We start from the raw sequence: 15,199 nt of genomic DNA, 5'->3' as shown, positions 1-15,199 counted from the left end.
TTTCTTAGAGTAGCAACGATATCTGATCTGCAAACAGGACAGCACCACTATGTCTCTTAGGGAATGGTTAATTGCCATCGGTACCCTGGTCATCCTCGGTATTGTAATTGATGGCCTGCGCCGGATGAGGCGCGCCCGCAAGGAATCAATCGCGATCTCCTCTGGTATGGGCGCGGATGATCTCGACGATTCGCCGTTGGAACAGGACCACAACCCTGAGCTTCCCAACGGTGGTGCACGCACCATTTCACGGGATACGCTGGAAGAACGTGGCTATGTAAAACCCGAAAAGAGCCGTTTTGCCAAGCCCAAACCCAAGCCGACCAGGCCGGTAGTGAGTAGCACCGATGCCGCCGTTACAAGGGGGGCTGGAGACGGTGCTGAGGGCGCTGAAGAAGATGCCGCAGAGGGCGCGCAAGAACCGGCCGCCTCACTGGAAGCCGAACCTGACAACCTGGCGGCCAGCGAGGCCGATGACCACGGCTATGATTCCGACACCGGTTGGGGCGCCGTTGACGACGAGCCGGAGGCCGATCTCGCAGAGGCAAGCACTGAAGATAAGGGGATTCCCCCCACGGTGACCTCCGAGGTAGAGGAAGACACCGCAAGGCGGGAAGCCGCCACTCGCCAATCCGGCCAACCCCTCGCCGGAGCCAATCGCCCGGAGGCCCGGGAAGTCATCGTTATCAATGTGCTGGCAAAAAGCGAGCAGAATTTCGAGGGCACCAAACTCAAGGCGCTGTTCGAAGCTTGCGGCCTGGAGTATGGCGACATGGACATCTACCATCGCCACGAGCAGTCTGACACCTCCAGCCCGGTGCAGTTCAGCGTGGCCAGCGCCGTGGAGCCCGGTACCTTCAAGCCCGAGGATATGCCAGCCTTGTCCACGCCGGGTATCAGCTTCTTTATGAGCATGCCCGGACCTACCAATTCCATGCAGGCCTTCGAGTTCATGCTGGAAACGGCTCAGTGCGTGGTACGTAACCTCGGCGGAGAACTGAAGGACGAGCGCCGCAGCGTGATGACTCCGCAAACCATTGAACACTGCCGCCAGCGCATCCGCGAATTTGAACGTAAGCAACGATCCCCCAGACAATGACCAAAGCCTCTCCCGACGTTATCAGGCGGGCCGGAGAACTCCGGGATATCATCACTGAGCATAACTACCAGTACTATGTTCTGGACGATCCCAGGGTTCCGGATGCCGAGTACGATCGCCTGTTCCGCGAATTGCAGGACCTGGAAGCGCAATACCCCGAGATCGTAACGCCTGATTCGCCTACTCGCCGGGTGGGGGCTTTGGCGGAAACCACCTTTGATGAGGTGGTTCACCGGATTCCTATGCTTTCCCTGGACAATGCGTTCAGTGACGAGGAGCTGAGGGACTTTGATCGCCGGGTAAAAGACCGGCTTAAGACCGGCGACGACATTGAGTATGTCTGCGAGCCCAAGTTGGACGGGCTGGCGGTAAGCCTTCATTACGAATCCGGCGTGTTGACCCGAGCTGCCACCCGAGGCGATGGCTATACCGGTGAGGACATAACCGCCAATATTCGTACCATTCCGTCGGTGCCCCTGAGGCTTCGCGGAAGCAACGTTCCTGAACTGGTGGAAGTCCGAGGCGAAGTTTATATGCCCCGGGAAGGATTTGAAACGCTGAACAGGCGCCTGGCGGACAAGGGAGAGAAGACGTTTGTTAACCCCCGGAACGCAGCCGCTGGCAGTCTGAGACAGAAAAAACCCACCGTGACGGCCCGCCGCCCACTCGAACTTTGCGCCTACAGCGTCGCACTTGAGGATGAAAGCCGGCTGCCCGCCACACATTGGGAGGGCCTGCAACAGGTCAGCGCCTGGGGTTTTCGGATCAATCCTGAAATGCGGCGGGCGACCGGCGTGGAGGACTGTCTGCAAGCCTACAATGAGCTGATGGATAAACGGCCCAGCCTGCCTTACGAAATAGATGGCATTGTCTTCAAGGTAAACAGCCTGGCATTGCAGCAGCAGTTGGGGTTTGTGTCCCGTGCCCCTCGATGGGCCATTGCCCAGAAATTCCCGGCGCAGGAAGAACTGACGGTCATTGAAGGCGTTGAGTTTCAGGTGGGCCGTACCGGCGCCATCACGCCAGTCGCCCGGCTCAAGCCAGTGTTTGTGGGAGGCGTCACGGTTAGCAACGCCACGCTGCACAATATGGACGAGATTCGCCGGTTGGACGCCCGTGTCGGAGACACCGTTTTCGTTCGGCGGGCCGGGGACGTGATTCCCCAGGTGGTCAAGGTCGTGGCCGAACGTCGCCCCGACAACGCCCTTGAGGTTGAACTGCCAGACGCCTGCCCGGTATGCCAGTCCGACATTGTGCAGATCGAGGGCGAAGTGGTGGCCCGCTGTTCTGGCGGGCTGTTCTGCCCGGCACAGCGCAAGGAAGCCATCCGACACTACGCGTCCCGAAAGGCCCTGGATATCGAAGGGCTGGGCGACAAGTGGATTGATATTCTGGTGGACAGAGAACTGGTGACCACCGTTGCTGATCTGTACCTTCTGAAGAAAGCCGACCTTACCGGCCTTGAGCGTATGGGGGAGAAGTCGGCGGGTAATCTGATCGAAGCCATCGATCGATCCAGCAATCCAGTCCTTTGGAAGTTCCTCTACGCTCTTGGCATACGGGAAGTGGGTGAAGCGACTGCCAAAGCCCTGGCCAGCCATTTTGGAACCCTGGAAGCCATCAGTGAGGCTGACGAAGATACCTTGCAGTCGGTGCCGGACGTTGGGCCCATTGTTGCAGGCCACATTCGTAGTTTCTTCGACCAGTCCCACAATCAGGAAACCATCCAGGCCCTGAAAAGCGCAGGGGTTCAATGGCAGACGGAAGAGATCACGGCTAGTGAAAAGCCTCTAAAGGGAGAAACCTGGGTACTGACGGGGTCGCTGTCGGACATGACGAGGGACGACGCCAAGGCAAAACTGGAGTCCTTGGGAGCCAAAGTGGCGGGAAGCGTTTCCGGCAAGACCTCCTGTGTCGTTGCCGGTGAAGCCGCCGGTTCGAAACTGACGAAGGCCGAGAACCTGGGTGTCCCGGTGATGGACGAGCCTGCTTTCGTCGAATTTCTTGCAACCCACGATCTGAAATAAAACCTCAAGCCACGGCGGATACTGTGATCCGTCCGTGGCCAGAATCTGAGAACTCGCGCAGATCCTACCTCCGTGAAATTGATTACCATGAGCCTGTTCTGTAACGGTGTGTAAAGCACCCATAAAAACAACGCTCTGAAACGGACTTTTTCATGCGCGCCGATTCGCTCTCTTGCCTCACTTTTACTCTTCGCCGCTTTCCCCGTGGGGGCTGTTTTGCCCTGTTGTCACTGATCGTGGTTGTCATTGGCGGTTGCAAGACCGAACAGGACGCCGAAGATCCCTACATTCTCGGAACACCGCCGGACGAAGCTTATCTGGGCGTTGAATACGCCTACAATTTTGGCGCCTTCGACAGCGACGACATCCTCGATTATTCGCTCACCAATGCACCGTCCTGGCTGGCTCTGGAAGACACCAGCAACAAGGCACGCCAGGGCGTCATTATGCGGGGTGTGCCGGGGCTGACAGGTGGTTCCCGGGGCCGGAATGACCTGGGCACCACGGAAAACATTACGCTGGTTGGCAATGACGGCCGCGCGGCCGGCAGTCAGCCATTCGAGATCGAGGTTCAGGAAAACGTGCTCAGCCTGGCCATTGACGATTTTACCGAAGGTAAAGAAATAGAGGCACCGGAGGACCGGGATAATCGGTGTGAGGCTCCGGAGATCGGAGAAATCGGTCGCCAGACATACGAGGTAAACGAATACGACGATGATGGCGCCGTCGTTCAAACCGTTCAACGTACCAGCGACACCTATCCCGTTATTGTGCGCGTACTGCTTGATCAGCCTTCTGTCACCCGTGTGGCGGTGGCCTTTGAGCTGGATTCAAGTTTCAACCCACAACGCTGTGACGAGGACATTGATCCCCCACACCAGCGTTGTGAAAACGGGGCTGCCAACGACAACGAGGCGATCATCGGCAAGGACATTGTCGGTTTGGGAACACAGAGCGAACCGACCTTACCGGTGCCTTCCTATCTTCAGTATCAGCCTGACGATGATGGATTCCTATCCAAGGGGGTGATCACTCTGGAACCGGGCATCACCGAATGTTACATCCGCCTGGAAGTCATTGAGGACACCGAGGCAGAACCCCTGGAAACCCTGAACATCCGGCTGACGGAGGTAAGGTCAGGGCTCGCCGGGCTTGGCAGCTCCAATTCCGGTGTCAGGGAGTTACTGCGGATCAATGATAATGAGCCCGTCGTGCGACTGGAAACCGAGGACGGCGGCACCCGCGATGCGCTCAATGTTGGAGATGTTCGCGAGTACGTTGCATTAATCAGCGGTGAACGTGCTGGCGCGTATAGCGTTAAACTCGGTGAGGATGACGACTCCGAGGCTATTCTGGGCGACGACTTCCTTGTGGAAGTTCGGGACGAGGACGGCGAATGGGCGGAAGGGGATCTTCTGACCTTTGCAGAGGGCGTTGATGAGATGCGCTTTCGCATCCGGATTCCCAACGATTACACCAACAGCCAGTTGGAAAACGATCGTTTCATTCTGCTGGGCCTTGATGAACGCTATCAATCGGGAAGGGAAAATTTTGCCGCCTCGGCGGACGCCGACAAGCTACGGGTGAACATCAACGAACTGACCTCACCGCTTGAGGTGGGTAACAGTGCGGAGTTTATTCCCACCGACACGGCCTTCGGGCACAACGGCCGTCTTTTCATTGCTGGCTATCGTGTTGATGACGGCAATCGGCCTTGGGTGCGTATCGTCACGCAAAAAGGGGAGATCACTGAGCAGTCGCTATCAGACGCCGCGGTTGCTCAGGGGGCCGAACCGGTGATCGGCTTTATGGAACGCGAAGTCAAGGAAGGGGATGAAGATGTCACCCGCTACGAATTCGTGGTTTCATTTGGCAGTGAACAAACACCCTCCGGAACCCCCGGTAGCAATGGTGTTGACACCTATACCCAGCTTTACTTCTTCGATACGGCCCAGGATCCGGACAGCTACGTACCCGTCTGGAGCATCGTGACTGGAACCTCCGGCGATGATGTTCCCAGGTGGACAGGGATCGATGAGGGCAGTGGGTACGTAGTGAACGCGGGGGAAACCAGTGGCCAGTGGCCTAACGAGACTGCCGCAGGTGGTGTGGATAGTTTTCTCCAGAGAATCGACACCACCGTTGATGGCAACTCGGTTGTGCCGGTGGTTGCCTGGACACGACAGGTGGGATCGGCTGGCCATGATGAGTCGGTTGTGGGAGGCAGTACCTCCACCAGCAGCCCGCTGCTGATCGGGGATTCCTCCGGCGCGGTGAGTGGTCAGCCTCAACTTGGAGGAAAAGATGCGTTCTTTTTTATCGCCTCCAGCGCAGACAGCACGATCAACGTCAGGCAGCGGGGAACCTCCGGTAACGAAACCCTCTCCGACGGCATCTATGGAACGAACAATGTTTGGCTGGTGGGCCAGGATACCGGTAATTATCGCGTCGAATCTGGCGACGGAAACCGCTCATTGCGGCGCCGGCAAATTAACAGTCAGGCCGGTTTTGCGTTGTCCTACACAGCATTGGGAGATGTGACTCGGGCCTTTACCTTCAATGACCGGGATGATGCATCCACCGAGTCGCTGCGCGCGGTGCGCACTTACGACCGAGACATCGTTGTTGCAGGAAGTACCAACGGTAATTTCAGCGAAAGCGAGGGAAATAGCCTGATCAATCCAATCCTGGCGAGGATTTCACTGGAGGAAAGTAGTGAAGATGGCGATGACAGGAGTCGGGAATGGAAAGCGCAGTTGCCACTGGATGGCGCAGAGGGCGAAATAGAAGGGCTGGAAAACTACCGTGATGACGAAATTTTGACCCTGGTCAAAATCGTAGGCGCTGCCTCGGACACCTGGGAGATCCGGCTGTTCACTGGAGAGGGGCTATCGTTGCATTAACTGAGGGCGGGCGGCATTCCCGATGCTATACGCTGCCCTCATGTCGGCTGGCGTTGGCGTACAACTTCAGGTAATCGGTGCTGGTGACGATGCCTGATGACAGGCCGTTTTCGTCAACGACCAGGGCGGCATTAAGTTGATGAGCGAGCATGAGTCTTGCCAGCTGATGGGCATCCGTCTCTGGAGACGAGGTCAGGAAGGCCGGTAGTTCAATATTGACGAAACTGGCGCTCATGGCGTTCGCATCGGTTTCGTGGAGCCAGGCTAGCAGCCAGCGTAAATCAACAAGTCCTGCTACGTTACCGTCTGCTGTAATCACGATATGGTTGACGCCGTTTTCGTCCATGGCGTCCATCGCTTCGGCAACGGTTGCGGCGGCTGGCAGGGAGTGTAGGGCAGGGGTGCATATCTGGGATACCGGCAGGTAGATCCGTCGTTCTTTGGGCTCACCGGACGCTGCGGCACCGTATTCCTCGATGGCACGCTGTCGACCGGAGCGGGCGGCAAGCTGGAATTCGGCGTCGGTCGTTTCGCTGTGCCGAACGTCGATATTATGGGATTCGCTCAATTCCGTAATATCGCCTACACGGCGGCCCCGGAATATCTCCGGAAGGCGTGTCCCAATGGGTCTGCCGGGTTCACTGACATGAATAGACATAATGATCTGCTCCGGTTACAACAAGGCCTTTTCCGGTTATCGGCAGAATATTTGATTTCTTCAGGCGCTAATAGTTTCCTGTTCTGTTATTTCCACGCGGTGGCATCGGCCCGTCGCGACCCGTTTTGCGAGGGAGCCGGGGAGGCAGGCAGGCTGCCCGGAGAGTCGGTCAGCGAGGTATTCCGCGAGCAGCGGAGCGTAACTCAACCCCTTGCTGCCCAGCCCGGTAAACAGGTTGATTCCTTCCAGTGGTTGGCCGTAGGCGTCCATTAGCGGGCCAGCGACCGGCTGATAATCATGGGTAGTGCATCGAAACGCGACCTTGCCATCAAGTGTTGCCGGATCAACGTCGCCTGCGTCTACCGCACCCGGAACCATTGCATCAAGCATTGAAAGGTTCTCCCGGTGGCTTTCGATGGAAAGGGTCGGTGATGGGTTATGAAGATCGAAAGTCGCACCAGCCAGTGTCATGGCGCCGTGGGCGGGATTGAGATACCCAGATCCGCACACCACCACATCAGGGCATTTTACCGCCTTCGCAGGCAAGTGGGTTACTTGCCCACGAATCGCGCGGAAACGGAAGCCACCCTTTAGCGGAATAAGATCCGGTGTCTTATGGCCGGCACATATAACGACTCGGTCGACCACAACATCCTGCTCGCCGTTACCTGCGATATGCCATTTGCCATTGCAGGGGGTGAGTCGGTGAACATCAAAGCCAAAACACTGAAAGATTCGCTCGTGCTCCATCAATGCCAGGCAAAGGCCGCCGGGCTCAAGCCATCCGCTGCGAGGGAACCAGAGGCCGCCCCGGCTCAGGGGAATGCCTGCAAGCTTAGAAGCCTGTTCCGCACTGATCTGCTGTAATACAGCGCTGGGGTAGTCGTTGCGGGCTATGAAACGGTTCTGGCGGTCTTGCTCGCTATCACTGTGGGCCAGTTGAACAAGTCCGGAGGGGTGCCAGTGCTCTCCGCCGAACTGTTCATAATAGCGTTGACTGAACAGCAACGATGAGAGACCGAGCTTTGCCTGATCATTGAACTCAATGCCCAGTTTGACATACAGCGCACCCTGGATATTGCCAGAGGCTGCTGTTCCAGCCTTACGAGCCTGGTCAATCACGGTAACATGCAGTCCTCGCTCCGCCAGATTCCGGGCGAGCAGGCTGCCCGCAATCCCGGCGCCAATTATGGCAATGGATTCAATGTCGTTTGCGGCCGGGGGTGTTGCGGGGCTGGTTGCGTCACCCAGTGTGCCGGTCAGCATGTCCCATTTTTGGCCAAATCCCGGCGCTTTCCGCATGGTGAAGCCAGCGGCAATCAGTCGTCGCTGAACCTCGTCAACTGATGCGGAGGTGGCGAGGGTGGTGCCGAGCTTGCTGTGGCCCGGTATGGCGTCGATGACTTCACTGGTCCACATGTCCGGATTACGGGCAGGTGCGAAACCATCCAGGAACCAGGCATCCGCCTGAAAATCCAGCTCACGCAGTGCATCGGCTACGTCGCCGAAAAACAATGTCAGCCTGACGCGACCATCGGCAAGCACCAGGCGATGGGTGCCCGCGATGGGGGCCGGATATTGTTCCAACAGTTGGTCAGCGTAGACCTTGAGCTCCGGCCACATCGCGAATGCTCGGGCAAGGTCGACAGGAGTCAGTGGATGGCGTTCAACAGAGACGAAATGCAGGCAACCATTGCCCGCTGTGGCTGACTCCTCCCAAGCATGCCAGGCTGCCAGGAAATTCAGGCCTGTGCCAAACCCTGTTTCTGCGATGACAAAGGAAGAGGCTGCGGGTAATAAGGAAAAACGTTCGTGAAGCCGGTTCTGGTCGATAAAAACATATCGCGTTTCTCCCAGGCCATTTTCGCTGCAGAAGTAAACGTCATCAAAGCGGCGACAGCGGGGCGCGCCGTTACTCCAGTCAATGTCGGCGGTTTCAACGGATGGGAGCCTGGGGTCAGTCACGGTCAGTGTATCCGGTTAGTAGGCTTAACGTGCTACTTCGCAGCGGTATCGGTTTGCCGGACCGAAACGCTACGGATAATGACGGGTTCCTGTGGCACGTCTGCCATGTTTCGGGACCGAACCGTTTTCTTGCTCGCAATGGCGTCCACGACACCCATTCCCCCTGTCACTTTGCCAAATACCGCGTAGCCCGGGCCACGGACACCTGCGTTCAGGAAGCCGTTATCGGTCAGGTTGATGAAAAACTGGGACGTGGCAGAGTCCGGTGAACTTGTGCGGGCCATGGCGATCGTACCGCGAAGGTTCTTGGCGGTTGGCTTGGCTTCGTTCCGGATGGGGCTACGGGTCTGCTTTTGCTTCAGATCCTTGTCAAAACCGCCACCCTGGATCATAAAACCCGGAATGACCCTATGGAACAGTGTTCCCTCGTAGAATCCATTTTTTGCGTAGGTGATGAAATTCTCAACGGTTTCGGGAGCAATGTCTGGGCGCAGGGTCACTTCAATGGCGCCTTCACTGGTTTCGATAATGACCTGGGGCAGCGCGTTTTGCTGCCCCTCAGCGGCCAGGCAGTTGGCAACACCCAGCATGAAGGTTACAGATAGAGCGATTTGCATCACATATCGAAACGGTTTTACGGAATTTGTCATTCTATAATGGCTCACGTAGTTAGTTCAGGGAATATTAGCTGCGATACTGTTCCCATGAATCGAGTCTGTTGCAGGATGTTAGCAGATAAAACTTGTCAAGTCGGGCATATTCCCTGCGGAGTTCATGACTATCAACTAACCTTTTATCGCATCAGTGTCATTGGTGCACTCTGACCGGGCCAGGTTGTACGGCAACTACTGTGAAGCTATTGGAGGCATACCTTGAAAATCCGTCAGGGCTTCGAAGAAAAATCCCGTCTCGGTCGGTTGTTGATAAACCGGGGATACCTTTCCGAAATTCAGCTGGAAGAGGGCTTGCGCCTACAGCATGAGACCGGTCAACGGCTCGGCGAGGTGTTTATACAGTCCGGCTGGATTACCGAGCGCGAGCTACATCGCGTGCTCAGGCACCAATCCCGTTACCGCAACGCAGCTGCATTGGTCACCATGGCGGTATTGCCATTTCAGCCACTGGTCAGTTTTGCTGCTGGCAGCACCACGAATGATTCACGAGATGTTACCGACGCCGGCCAATTGTACGAGCGTGCCGGTTTGTCTCCACTTAATGACGACGAGCTGGCCGGTGTGGCTGGGCAGGGTGATCAATCGTTGTTGGATCGTATTGCCAATGTGTCTGCCATGGCCGGTAATCATGACGGTACAGGAGAGGTTGACCCGGATGCCATTGAAGGCCTGAAACTAACGGCGAACATTTTCGTGCCGGTGCTGAGCTTTCTGGATTCCGATCTGACGATATCCGGGGTGCATTATCGGGATGACGTTCCCCGTTACGCGGTCCGTGACGATGGCGGGCTCACCTTGGCCTTCCCGGAAAGGATCGAACAGATCCGCATGGACAATATACGGGTCAGCGGCAGCCAGGGGCCATCGATGGGGAACATTGCTCTCGACAATATCCGCTTCCATCCGGATTCACAGATGACGATCTACACTCGATAATGAGGTGTTTTGGGCTCCGATGTTTACGGAGCCCAACGGCCAGTCAGGCGCTCGCCAGGATGGTACGGTGTGATACGGCTTTTTGCTCGCCCTGAGCGCCGTAGAGGGTCTGGTGGCCAGCAACACCGCGAAATATATCAGTCAGACGTGAAAGGCGTTTCTGCAGATGGCTGACAACCCGCCCATTATTGCTATTCAGCTGGTGACAGACCTTAAGGCGTTCATCGGCGTCCCGCCACAAGTCGTACACATCTGACAGGCCTGCACTGAGAATAAAGCGCGAGGGTGCTCCGTTTTCAGGTCGAAAACCCATTGATACCAGCAGGCGGATTTTCAGTTTGGCCCGATCACGAACCTGACCCAGCAGAGTGTTTTTCTCGCCAGTCAGGGTTTCGAGTTTACGGATATCAGACGTGGAAAGGCAGGCTTTTTCCTGCTTCAGGATGTCCGCCAGGGATTCAAGTTGGCGGATATCCTGGGATAAAAGGTCTTTCAATTCATCAATTGCGGCCATGATTTACTCACCCGAAAATGCTTTCATCCATCTCAAGCATTTTCTGGGCCAGTTTCTCTGCGTCAATCTTGTAAGAGCCGCTTTCCAGGGCAGAGCGGATCTGCTCGATACGATCATCGTCCATTTCCGGATAATTACCGAGCTTCTGTTCGAGCTGTTTCAGGTTTTTCGCCTGGCTGCTCAAATTGACATTTTCACCGCGGGCACTTTGCGCCTGGGTCTTTGCCTGCTCAGCCGTAGAGGGCTGAGTGCTCTGGGCACCGGAAGATTTGTCGGCCGTGGTTTTCTGGGTGTTGACCTGGCCTGGGCCTATTCCATTAAAGTCAACTGACATAACGTTACCTGCTTAGCTGATCAGCCGCGTTGGGCGGCTCCACGAATTTCATACCTGTCTAACGGCATGGTTTGACGTTTCTTTAGCGATTTTTGCAAGAGTTAAATGACACTCTTGTCATCTTTCCCAAAAGCCGGCAATAAATTGCCGTTTCCGGTGAATCAATGCCGGGAACGGGGCTACATGGGAATCTCAACATGGCCGGGTGCAGTCACACGGGCACGCACAGTACGGGAAGACGAGAGGTTCTCAACCAGAACCTGTTCTCCGATGCCGCCACTGGCCAGGGCCTTACCCCTTGAGTTTACCGAAAAATTGCCGCTGCGGGCGCTGATGATAACATGGTCTCCCCGTTCGATCGCTGCGGGCGCCAACACCAAATCCGGGGTAAATACGGTTCCGGCGTTCACTCCACGGCGCATTTCCATGCCCACAAGTTGCTCGACGTTGGTTATTGCACCCCGTCGAATCGAATTCACTACCACGTGATCTGATTGTATTGCCGTTTTTGTCAGCCGTTCGCCGCGGCCGAGCGGGCGGGCGGCGACCATGGCTTCACCGGTTATAGTGACCGATACCGGAAGGAACATGCGCCAGGGGCGGTCACCCTCGCAGGATACCAGCAGCGAGGGCTGCGTGGTCTTCCAGGGGTCGCCGCTGAACGACACACTGAGTGGTTTCTCACAGGTAGCGAGCGAGAGGCGGGCGTCGAGTTGGCCGGTATCGTAGGAAACCGTAAAGCCTTCTTCTGCCTGAGCGCCTGAAAATGCCGCCAGAAACTGTTCCGCGCCACCGTGAATCTGTTCCGCCGTGGTCATGGAAGCCATTGCAGGGCAGGCCGATACGGCGATTAGCAGTATGATAGTCAAATTGGTAATGCGCATACGCGGCAGTTTGTCCTATGCTGTCATTAATCAGGCAAGGCCCCGAGTTCGGGAATGTCCTAATGATTTCCGGATCCGGCCGTTAAACCTATTGAGTGAGTCAATAAACCGGCACATAGCTGGTATCAAGCGACTTTATAGATCAACGCAGCAAGATGCGTGCCGGCAGCAAGATGTTTTGAGCGGGAGATAAAAAACGATGGCAGGGGTATTAGACAGTGTAAATCAGCGCACCCAGCTGGTGGGGCAGAATCGCCTGGAACTGCTGTTATTTCGCCTTCGCGGCCGGCAGATGTACGGTATTAACGTCTTTAAGGTCAAGGAAGTGCTGCAGTGCCCCAGGCTGTCATCGTTGCCGAATAGTCGCCCTATGGTGCGGGGTGTAGCCCATATTCGTGGCGAGACTATCCCTATCATTGACCTTGGCATGTCAATCCGGCTTCCCGGTATTCCCAAGGAAGAAATGGCCACCAGCTTCGTGATCATTACCGAATACAACCGCAAAACCCAGGGTTTCCTGGTGGCCGGTGTTGACCGCATCGTGAATATGAACTGGGAAGACATCCTGCCGCCACCCAAGGGTGCGGGCAAAGACGTTTACTTGACGGCGGTAACCCACTTTGAAGACAAGCTGATAGAGATTATCGATGTTGAAAAGATACTCTCCGAAGTCTCTCCCTTTGAGGAGGATGTCACCGAAGACGTTCGCAACCGTAGTTCAGAGCGGGTGCCCGGCCATCTGCCGGTACTCGTCGTGGATGATTCCGCCGTGGCCCGACGTCAGATAGAACGATGCCTCACGGCCATCGGTATGGAGGTGGTGACAAAAAATGACGGCAAGCAGGCCTTGGATTACCTGAAAGAGATTACGGCGGATGGTTCTCGCGCCGTCGACCACCTGTGTTTGATCATATCCGATGTCGAAATGCCCGAAATGGACGGGTACACTCTGGTCACCAAGTGTAAAAATGAGCCTGCAATCAAGGACGTATTTATCATGCTGCACACGTCCCTGAGTGGTGTGTTCAACAAGGCTATGGTGCAGAAGGTAGGCGCTGACGATTTCATGGCTAAATTCAGCCCCGATGAGCTGGCCGAACGGGTCATGGAAATTGTCGATCGCGAGCAGTGACGCTCTTCCGTTACATCCGAGTCACTCGATAATGAGATCCAATGAAAGCTGAAATAACGCCACAGGAATACGAGGCCTTTAAATCATTCCTGCAGGATGCGTGTGGCATTTTGCTCGGGGAGAACAAGCAGTACCTGGTAAAAAGCCGTTTGCGGCGCATCATGGAAGAGAACAAGCTGAGTACCCTGGGTGACCTGCTTGATCGCGTGAAACGAACTGGTCGTAGCAGTTTGAAGGAAGTCGTGATCGACGCGATGACGACGAATGAAACCCTCTGGTTTCGGGACAATCACCCGTTCCGCATCCTGCAGGAAAAGCTGCTGCCGGAATTCGGCGATAGAAAATCAACACAGTCGCTTCGTATCTGGTCTGCCGCCTGTTCGACAGGGCAGGAGCCCTATTCGGTAGCGATGATTACTGAAGAATTTCGTCGCCAACGGCCGGGTAGGCTGCGGGACGTGAAGATCACCGCCACCGACATATCCAAAAGCGTTCTTGAGGTTGCCCGGCGCGGCGAGTATGAAATGATTGCCATTGGTCGGGGCCTGTCACCCGAGCGGCAAAAGCAGTTTTTCACCCCCGCAATGAACGGTAGCTGGCAGATCCGACCCCAGATCAAGAGCATGGTGGAGTTTCGGGAACTGAACCTGCTTGAACGCTACATGCTCGGAAAGTTCGATATTGTTATGTGCCGAAACGTACTGATCTACTTCTCGGCAGAGCTTAAAAAGGACATCCTGACCCGTATCCATGCCACTCTCAATCCCGGTGGGTATCTGATACTGGGAGCATCGGAATCGCTGAACGGGTTACCTCACCTCTATGAAATGGTGCAGTGCCACCCAGGGATCATTTACCGCAAGAAATAGGCCCCCCCAATGCCGATCAATGTATGGATACTGGTCGCCGCCCAGGCGCTTGCCATGTGTACAGCGCCTTTCATCGTTTTTATCGGAAGCATTCACGGACGTCTTCTGGCGCCATCACCCGAGTGGGCAACCTTGCCCGTGGGCCTTGTGGTTGTTGGGACGGTCCTGTCCATCAAGCCGGCGACGTGGATGATGGCGCGCCTGGGGCGCAAGCCGGTGATGTTGCTTGGTGCGCTGGCGGGTACGTTGTCAGGGTTACTCGGTGCGGTGGCAGCCTGGAGTGCAAGTTTCCCGTTTTTATGCGCTGCGGCGGTTGTGGGCGGAACCGGGTTGGCGGTGGTTCACCAATACCGCTTTGCCGCCATGGAGTCGGTGGCACCCGAGATGGCGGGTTCCGCCGCGGCCAGGGTCCTTCTCGGCGGTCTAGTAGCGGCTTGGCTGGGGCCGGAAATTGCGTTATTAGGTGGCGGAGGTCAGGCTGAACACCCCTTCATGGGCGGCTGGCTTGCCCTGAGTGTCGTGCAGGTGCTCGCCATGGCCGTTCTGGTGCTTGGCTACCGTGCCAGCGGCGAGCGGGTACGGGAAACCGTGGGTGAGGGCGGTCGCCCGATGACTTCCATCCTGCGGCAGCCGGTCATATGGGCGGCCATCAGCGCCGCGGCTATCGGTTACGCACTCATGAGTTTCATCATGACAGCAACACCGCTGAGCATGACGGAAGTCGCGGCTCACCCACTTGAGGATGCCAAATGGGTCATTCAGATCCACATCATGGCTATGTATTTGCCGTCGCTGATCAGTGGCTGGTTGATTCGTGTGGTGGGTATTCCAAGGATGATGGGGCTGGGATTGCTGGCCTACCTGGGGTGTGTGGCCCTGGCGTTTAGCGGCATCAGCTTTCACCATTACCTGTTTGCGCTCATCCTGTTGGGGGTTGGCTGGAACTTCCTGTTTGTCGGCGGCACCACGCTGTTGCCGCAGGGATATCGCGATGAGGAGCGGTTCCGGGTTCAGGGGCTCAATGACCTGATGGTATTCGGCTCGCAGGCGACTGCGGCACTGAGTGCTGGTGCGGTATTGGTGGCGTTTGACTGGAATGGGCTGTTGTTGATTGCCGTGCCGTTCCTGGTGTTACACGGTGTTTTGATGGCGGTTTGGCTGACGAGCCGGCCCCAGGGCAGGGGCCGGCATCCCGCCTAATCCG

The 15,199-nt window shown here is 56.4% G+C and carries 13 protein-coding genes; 7 read left to right on the top strand and 6 right to left on the bottom strand.

From position 1 onward, the window contains the following. Positions 1 to 49: 49 nt before the first annotated feature. From zipA to AC0B60_RS13200, 3 genes are all read left to right on the top strand, one after another. Positions 50 to 1,099 (top strand): cell division protein ZipA, encoded by a 1,050-nt coding sequence (zipA, locus tag AC0B60_RS13210; RefSeq protein ID WP_465086284.1) that lies wholly within the window; start codon positions 50 to 52, stop codon positions 1,097 to 1,099. Then, positions 1,096 to 3,126, top strand: a complete 2,031-nt coding sequence (gene ligA, locus AC0B60_RS13205; protein WP_465086283.1) for an NAD-dependent DNA ligase LigA — start codon at positions 1,096 to 1,098, stop codon at positions 3,124 to 3,126. The genes zipA and ligA overlap by 4 nt, the downstream gene beginning before the upstream one ends. A gap of 152 nt (positions 3,127 to 3,278) precedes the next feature. Beyond that, positions 3,279 to 6,029 carry a hypothetical protein gene (locus AC0B60_RS13200; RefSeq protein ID WP_465086282.1) on the top strand — a complete coding sequence of 917 codons (2,751 nt, stop codon included), beginning with the start codon at positions 3,279 to 3,281 and terminating at the stop codon, positions 6,027 to 6,029. A gap of 25 nt (positions 6,030 to 6,054) precedes the next feature. Here AC0B60_RS13200 and AC0B60_RS13195 read toward each other — a convergent pair whose 3' ends face one another. From AC0B60_RS13195 to AC0B60_RS13185, 3 genes are read right to left on the bottom strand one after another with little or no spacing between them, the layout of a single operon-like run. Beyond that, a complete protein-coding gene (locus AC0B60_RS13195) occupies positions 6,055 to 6,687 on the bottom strand; it encodes a CBS domain-containing protein (RefSeq protein WP_465086281.1) in 633 nt (210 codons plus the stop codon). Positions 6,688 to 6,747: 60 nt separating this feature from the next. Continuing rightward, complete coding sequence (gene mnmC, locus AC0B60_RS13190; protein ID WP_465086368.1) at positions 6,748 to 8,658, bottom strand: bifunctional tRNA (5-methylaminomethyl-2-thiouridine)(34)-methyltransferase MnmC2/FAD-dependent 5-carboxymethylaminomethyl-2-thiouridine(34) oxidoreductase MnmC1; 1,911 nt, start codon at positions 8,656 to 8,658, stop codon at positions 6,748 to 6,750. Between the two features lie 26 nt (positions 8,659 to 8,684). Beyond that, entirely contained in the window at positions 8,685 to 9,302 is a 618-nt protein-coding gene (locus AC0B60_RS13185; protein WP_465086280.1) for a peptidylprolyl isomerase, read from the bottom strand. 222 nt (positions 9,303 to 9,524) lie between these two features. Between AC0B60_RS13185 and AC0B60_RS13180 the strand changes: the two genes are divergently transcribed. Continuing rightward, the gene (locus tag AC0B60_RS13180; protein WP_465086279.1) at positions 9,525 to 10,262 is read left to right on the top strand and encodes a pilus assembly protein PilB; all 738 of its coding nucleotides are present in this window, start codon (positions 9,525 to 9,527) and stop codon (positions 10,260 to 10,262) included. A gap of 43 nt (positions 10,263 to 10,305) precedes the next feature. On the opposite strand, the gene AC0B60_RS13175 is transcribed toward AC0B60_RS13180, so the two are convergent. The 3 genes from AC0B60_RS13175 to flgA all read right to left on the bottom strand — a co-directional run bounded on the left by AC0B60_RS13175 (position 10,306) and on the right by flgA (position 11,994). Further along, on the bottom strand, positions 10,306 to 10,776 hold the full coding sequence (locus AC0B60_RS13175) for a flagella synthesis protein FlgN (protein ID WP_465086278.1): 471 nt from the start codon (positions 10,774 to 10,776) through the stop codon (positions 10,306 to 10,308). A 7-nt stretch (positions 10,777 to 10,783) separates the two neighbouring features. Further along, entirely contained in the window at positions 10,784 to 11,110 is a 327-nt protein-coding gene (gene flgM / locus AC0B60_RS13170; protein WP_465086277.1) for a flagellar biosynthesis anti-sigma factor FlgM, read from the bottom strand. Positions 11,111 to 11,289: 179 nt separating this feature from the next. Beyond that, positions 11,290 to 11,994: a flagellar basal body P-ring formation chaperone FlgA gene (gene flgA / locus AC0B60_RS13165; protein WP_465086276.1), complete on the bottom strand. Its 705-nt coding sequence runs from the start codon at positions 11,992 to 11,994 to the stop codon at positions 11,290 to 11,292. A gap of 199 nt (positions 11,995 to 12,193) precedes the next feature. Between flgA and AC0B60_RS13160 the strand changes: the two genes are divergently transcribed. Genes AC0B60_RS13160 through AC0B60_RS13150 form a run of 3 tightly spaced genes read left to right on the top strand, consistent with a single transcriptional unit; the run spans position 12,194 to position 15,195 of the window. Further along, the gene (locus tag AC0B60_RS13160) at positions 12,194 to 13,126 is read left to right on the top strand and encodes a chemotaxis protein CheV (protein ID WP_465086275.1); all 933 of its coding nucleotides are present in this window, start codon (positions 12,194 to 12,196) and stop codon (positions 13,124 to 13,126) included. Positions 13,127 to 13,167: 41 nt separating this feature from the next. After that, on the top strand, positions 13,168 to 13,995 hold the full coding sequence (locus AC0B60_RS13155) for a CheR family methyltransferase (protein ID WP_465086274.1): 828 nt from the start codon (positions 13,168 to 13,170) through the stop codon (positions 13,993 to 13,995). Between the two features lie 9 nt (positions 13,996 to 14,004). Continuing rightward, entirely contained in the window at positions 14,005 to 15,195 is a 1,191-nt protein-coding gene (locus AC0B60_RS13150) for an MFS transporter (protein WP_465086273.1), read from the top strand. Positions 15,196 to 15,199: the final 4 nt, after the last annotated feature.

The organism is Marinobacter sp. V34 (assembly GCF_055524115.1).
This window is presented reverse-complemented; position numbering and strand designations above follow the sequence as displayed.

What these genes read in the sequence shown, in the direction of transcription:
- zipA (WP_465086284.1), top strand. Translation starts at nt 50, where the DNA reads ATGTCTCTTAGGGAATGGTTAATTGCCATCGGTACCCTGGTCATCCTC.
- ligA (WP_465086283.1), top strand. Translation starts at nt 1,096, where the DNA reads ATGACCAAAGCCTCTCCCGACGTTATCAGGCGGGCCGGAGAACTCCGG.
- AC0B60_RS13200 (WP_465086282.1), top strand. Translation starts at nt 3,279, where the DNA reads ATGCGCGCCGATTCGCTCTCTTGCCTCACTTTTACTCTTCGCCGCTTT.
- AC0B60_RS13195 (WP_465086281.1), bottom strand. Translation starts at nt 6,687, where the DNA reads ATGTCTATTCATGTCAGTGAACCCGGCAGACCCATTGGGACACGCCTT.
- AC0B60_RS13185 (WP_465086280.1), bottom strand. Translation starts at nt 9,302, where the DNA reads ATGACAAATTCCGTAAAACCGTTTCGATATGTGATGCAAATCGCTCTA.
- AC0B60_RS13175 (WP_465086278.1), bottom strand. Translation starts at nt 10,776, where the DNA reads ATGGCCGCAATTGATGAATTGAAAGACCTTTTATCCCAGGATATCCGC.
- flgM (WP_465086277.1), bottom strand. Translation starts at nt 11,110, where the DNA reads ATGTCAGTTGACTTTAATGGAATAGGCCCAGGCCAGGTCAACACCCAG.
- flgA (WP_465086276.1), bottom strand. Translation starts at nt 11,994, where the DNA reads ATGCGCATTACCAATTTGACTATCATACTGCTAATCGCCGTATCGGCC.
- AC0B60_RS13160 (WP_465086275.1), top strand. Translation starts at nt 12,194, where the DNA reads ATGGCAGGGGTATTAGACAGTGTAAATCAGCGCACCCAGCTGGTGGGG.
- AC0B60_RS13155 (WP_465086274.1), top strand. Translation starts at nt 13,168, where the DNA reads ATGAAAGCTGAAATAACGCCACAGGAATACGAGGCCTTTAAATCATTC.
- AC0B60_RS13150 (WP_465086273.1), top strand. Translation starts at nt 14,005, where the DNA reads ATGCCGATCAATGTATGGATACTGGTCGCCGCCCAGGCGCTTGCCATG.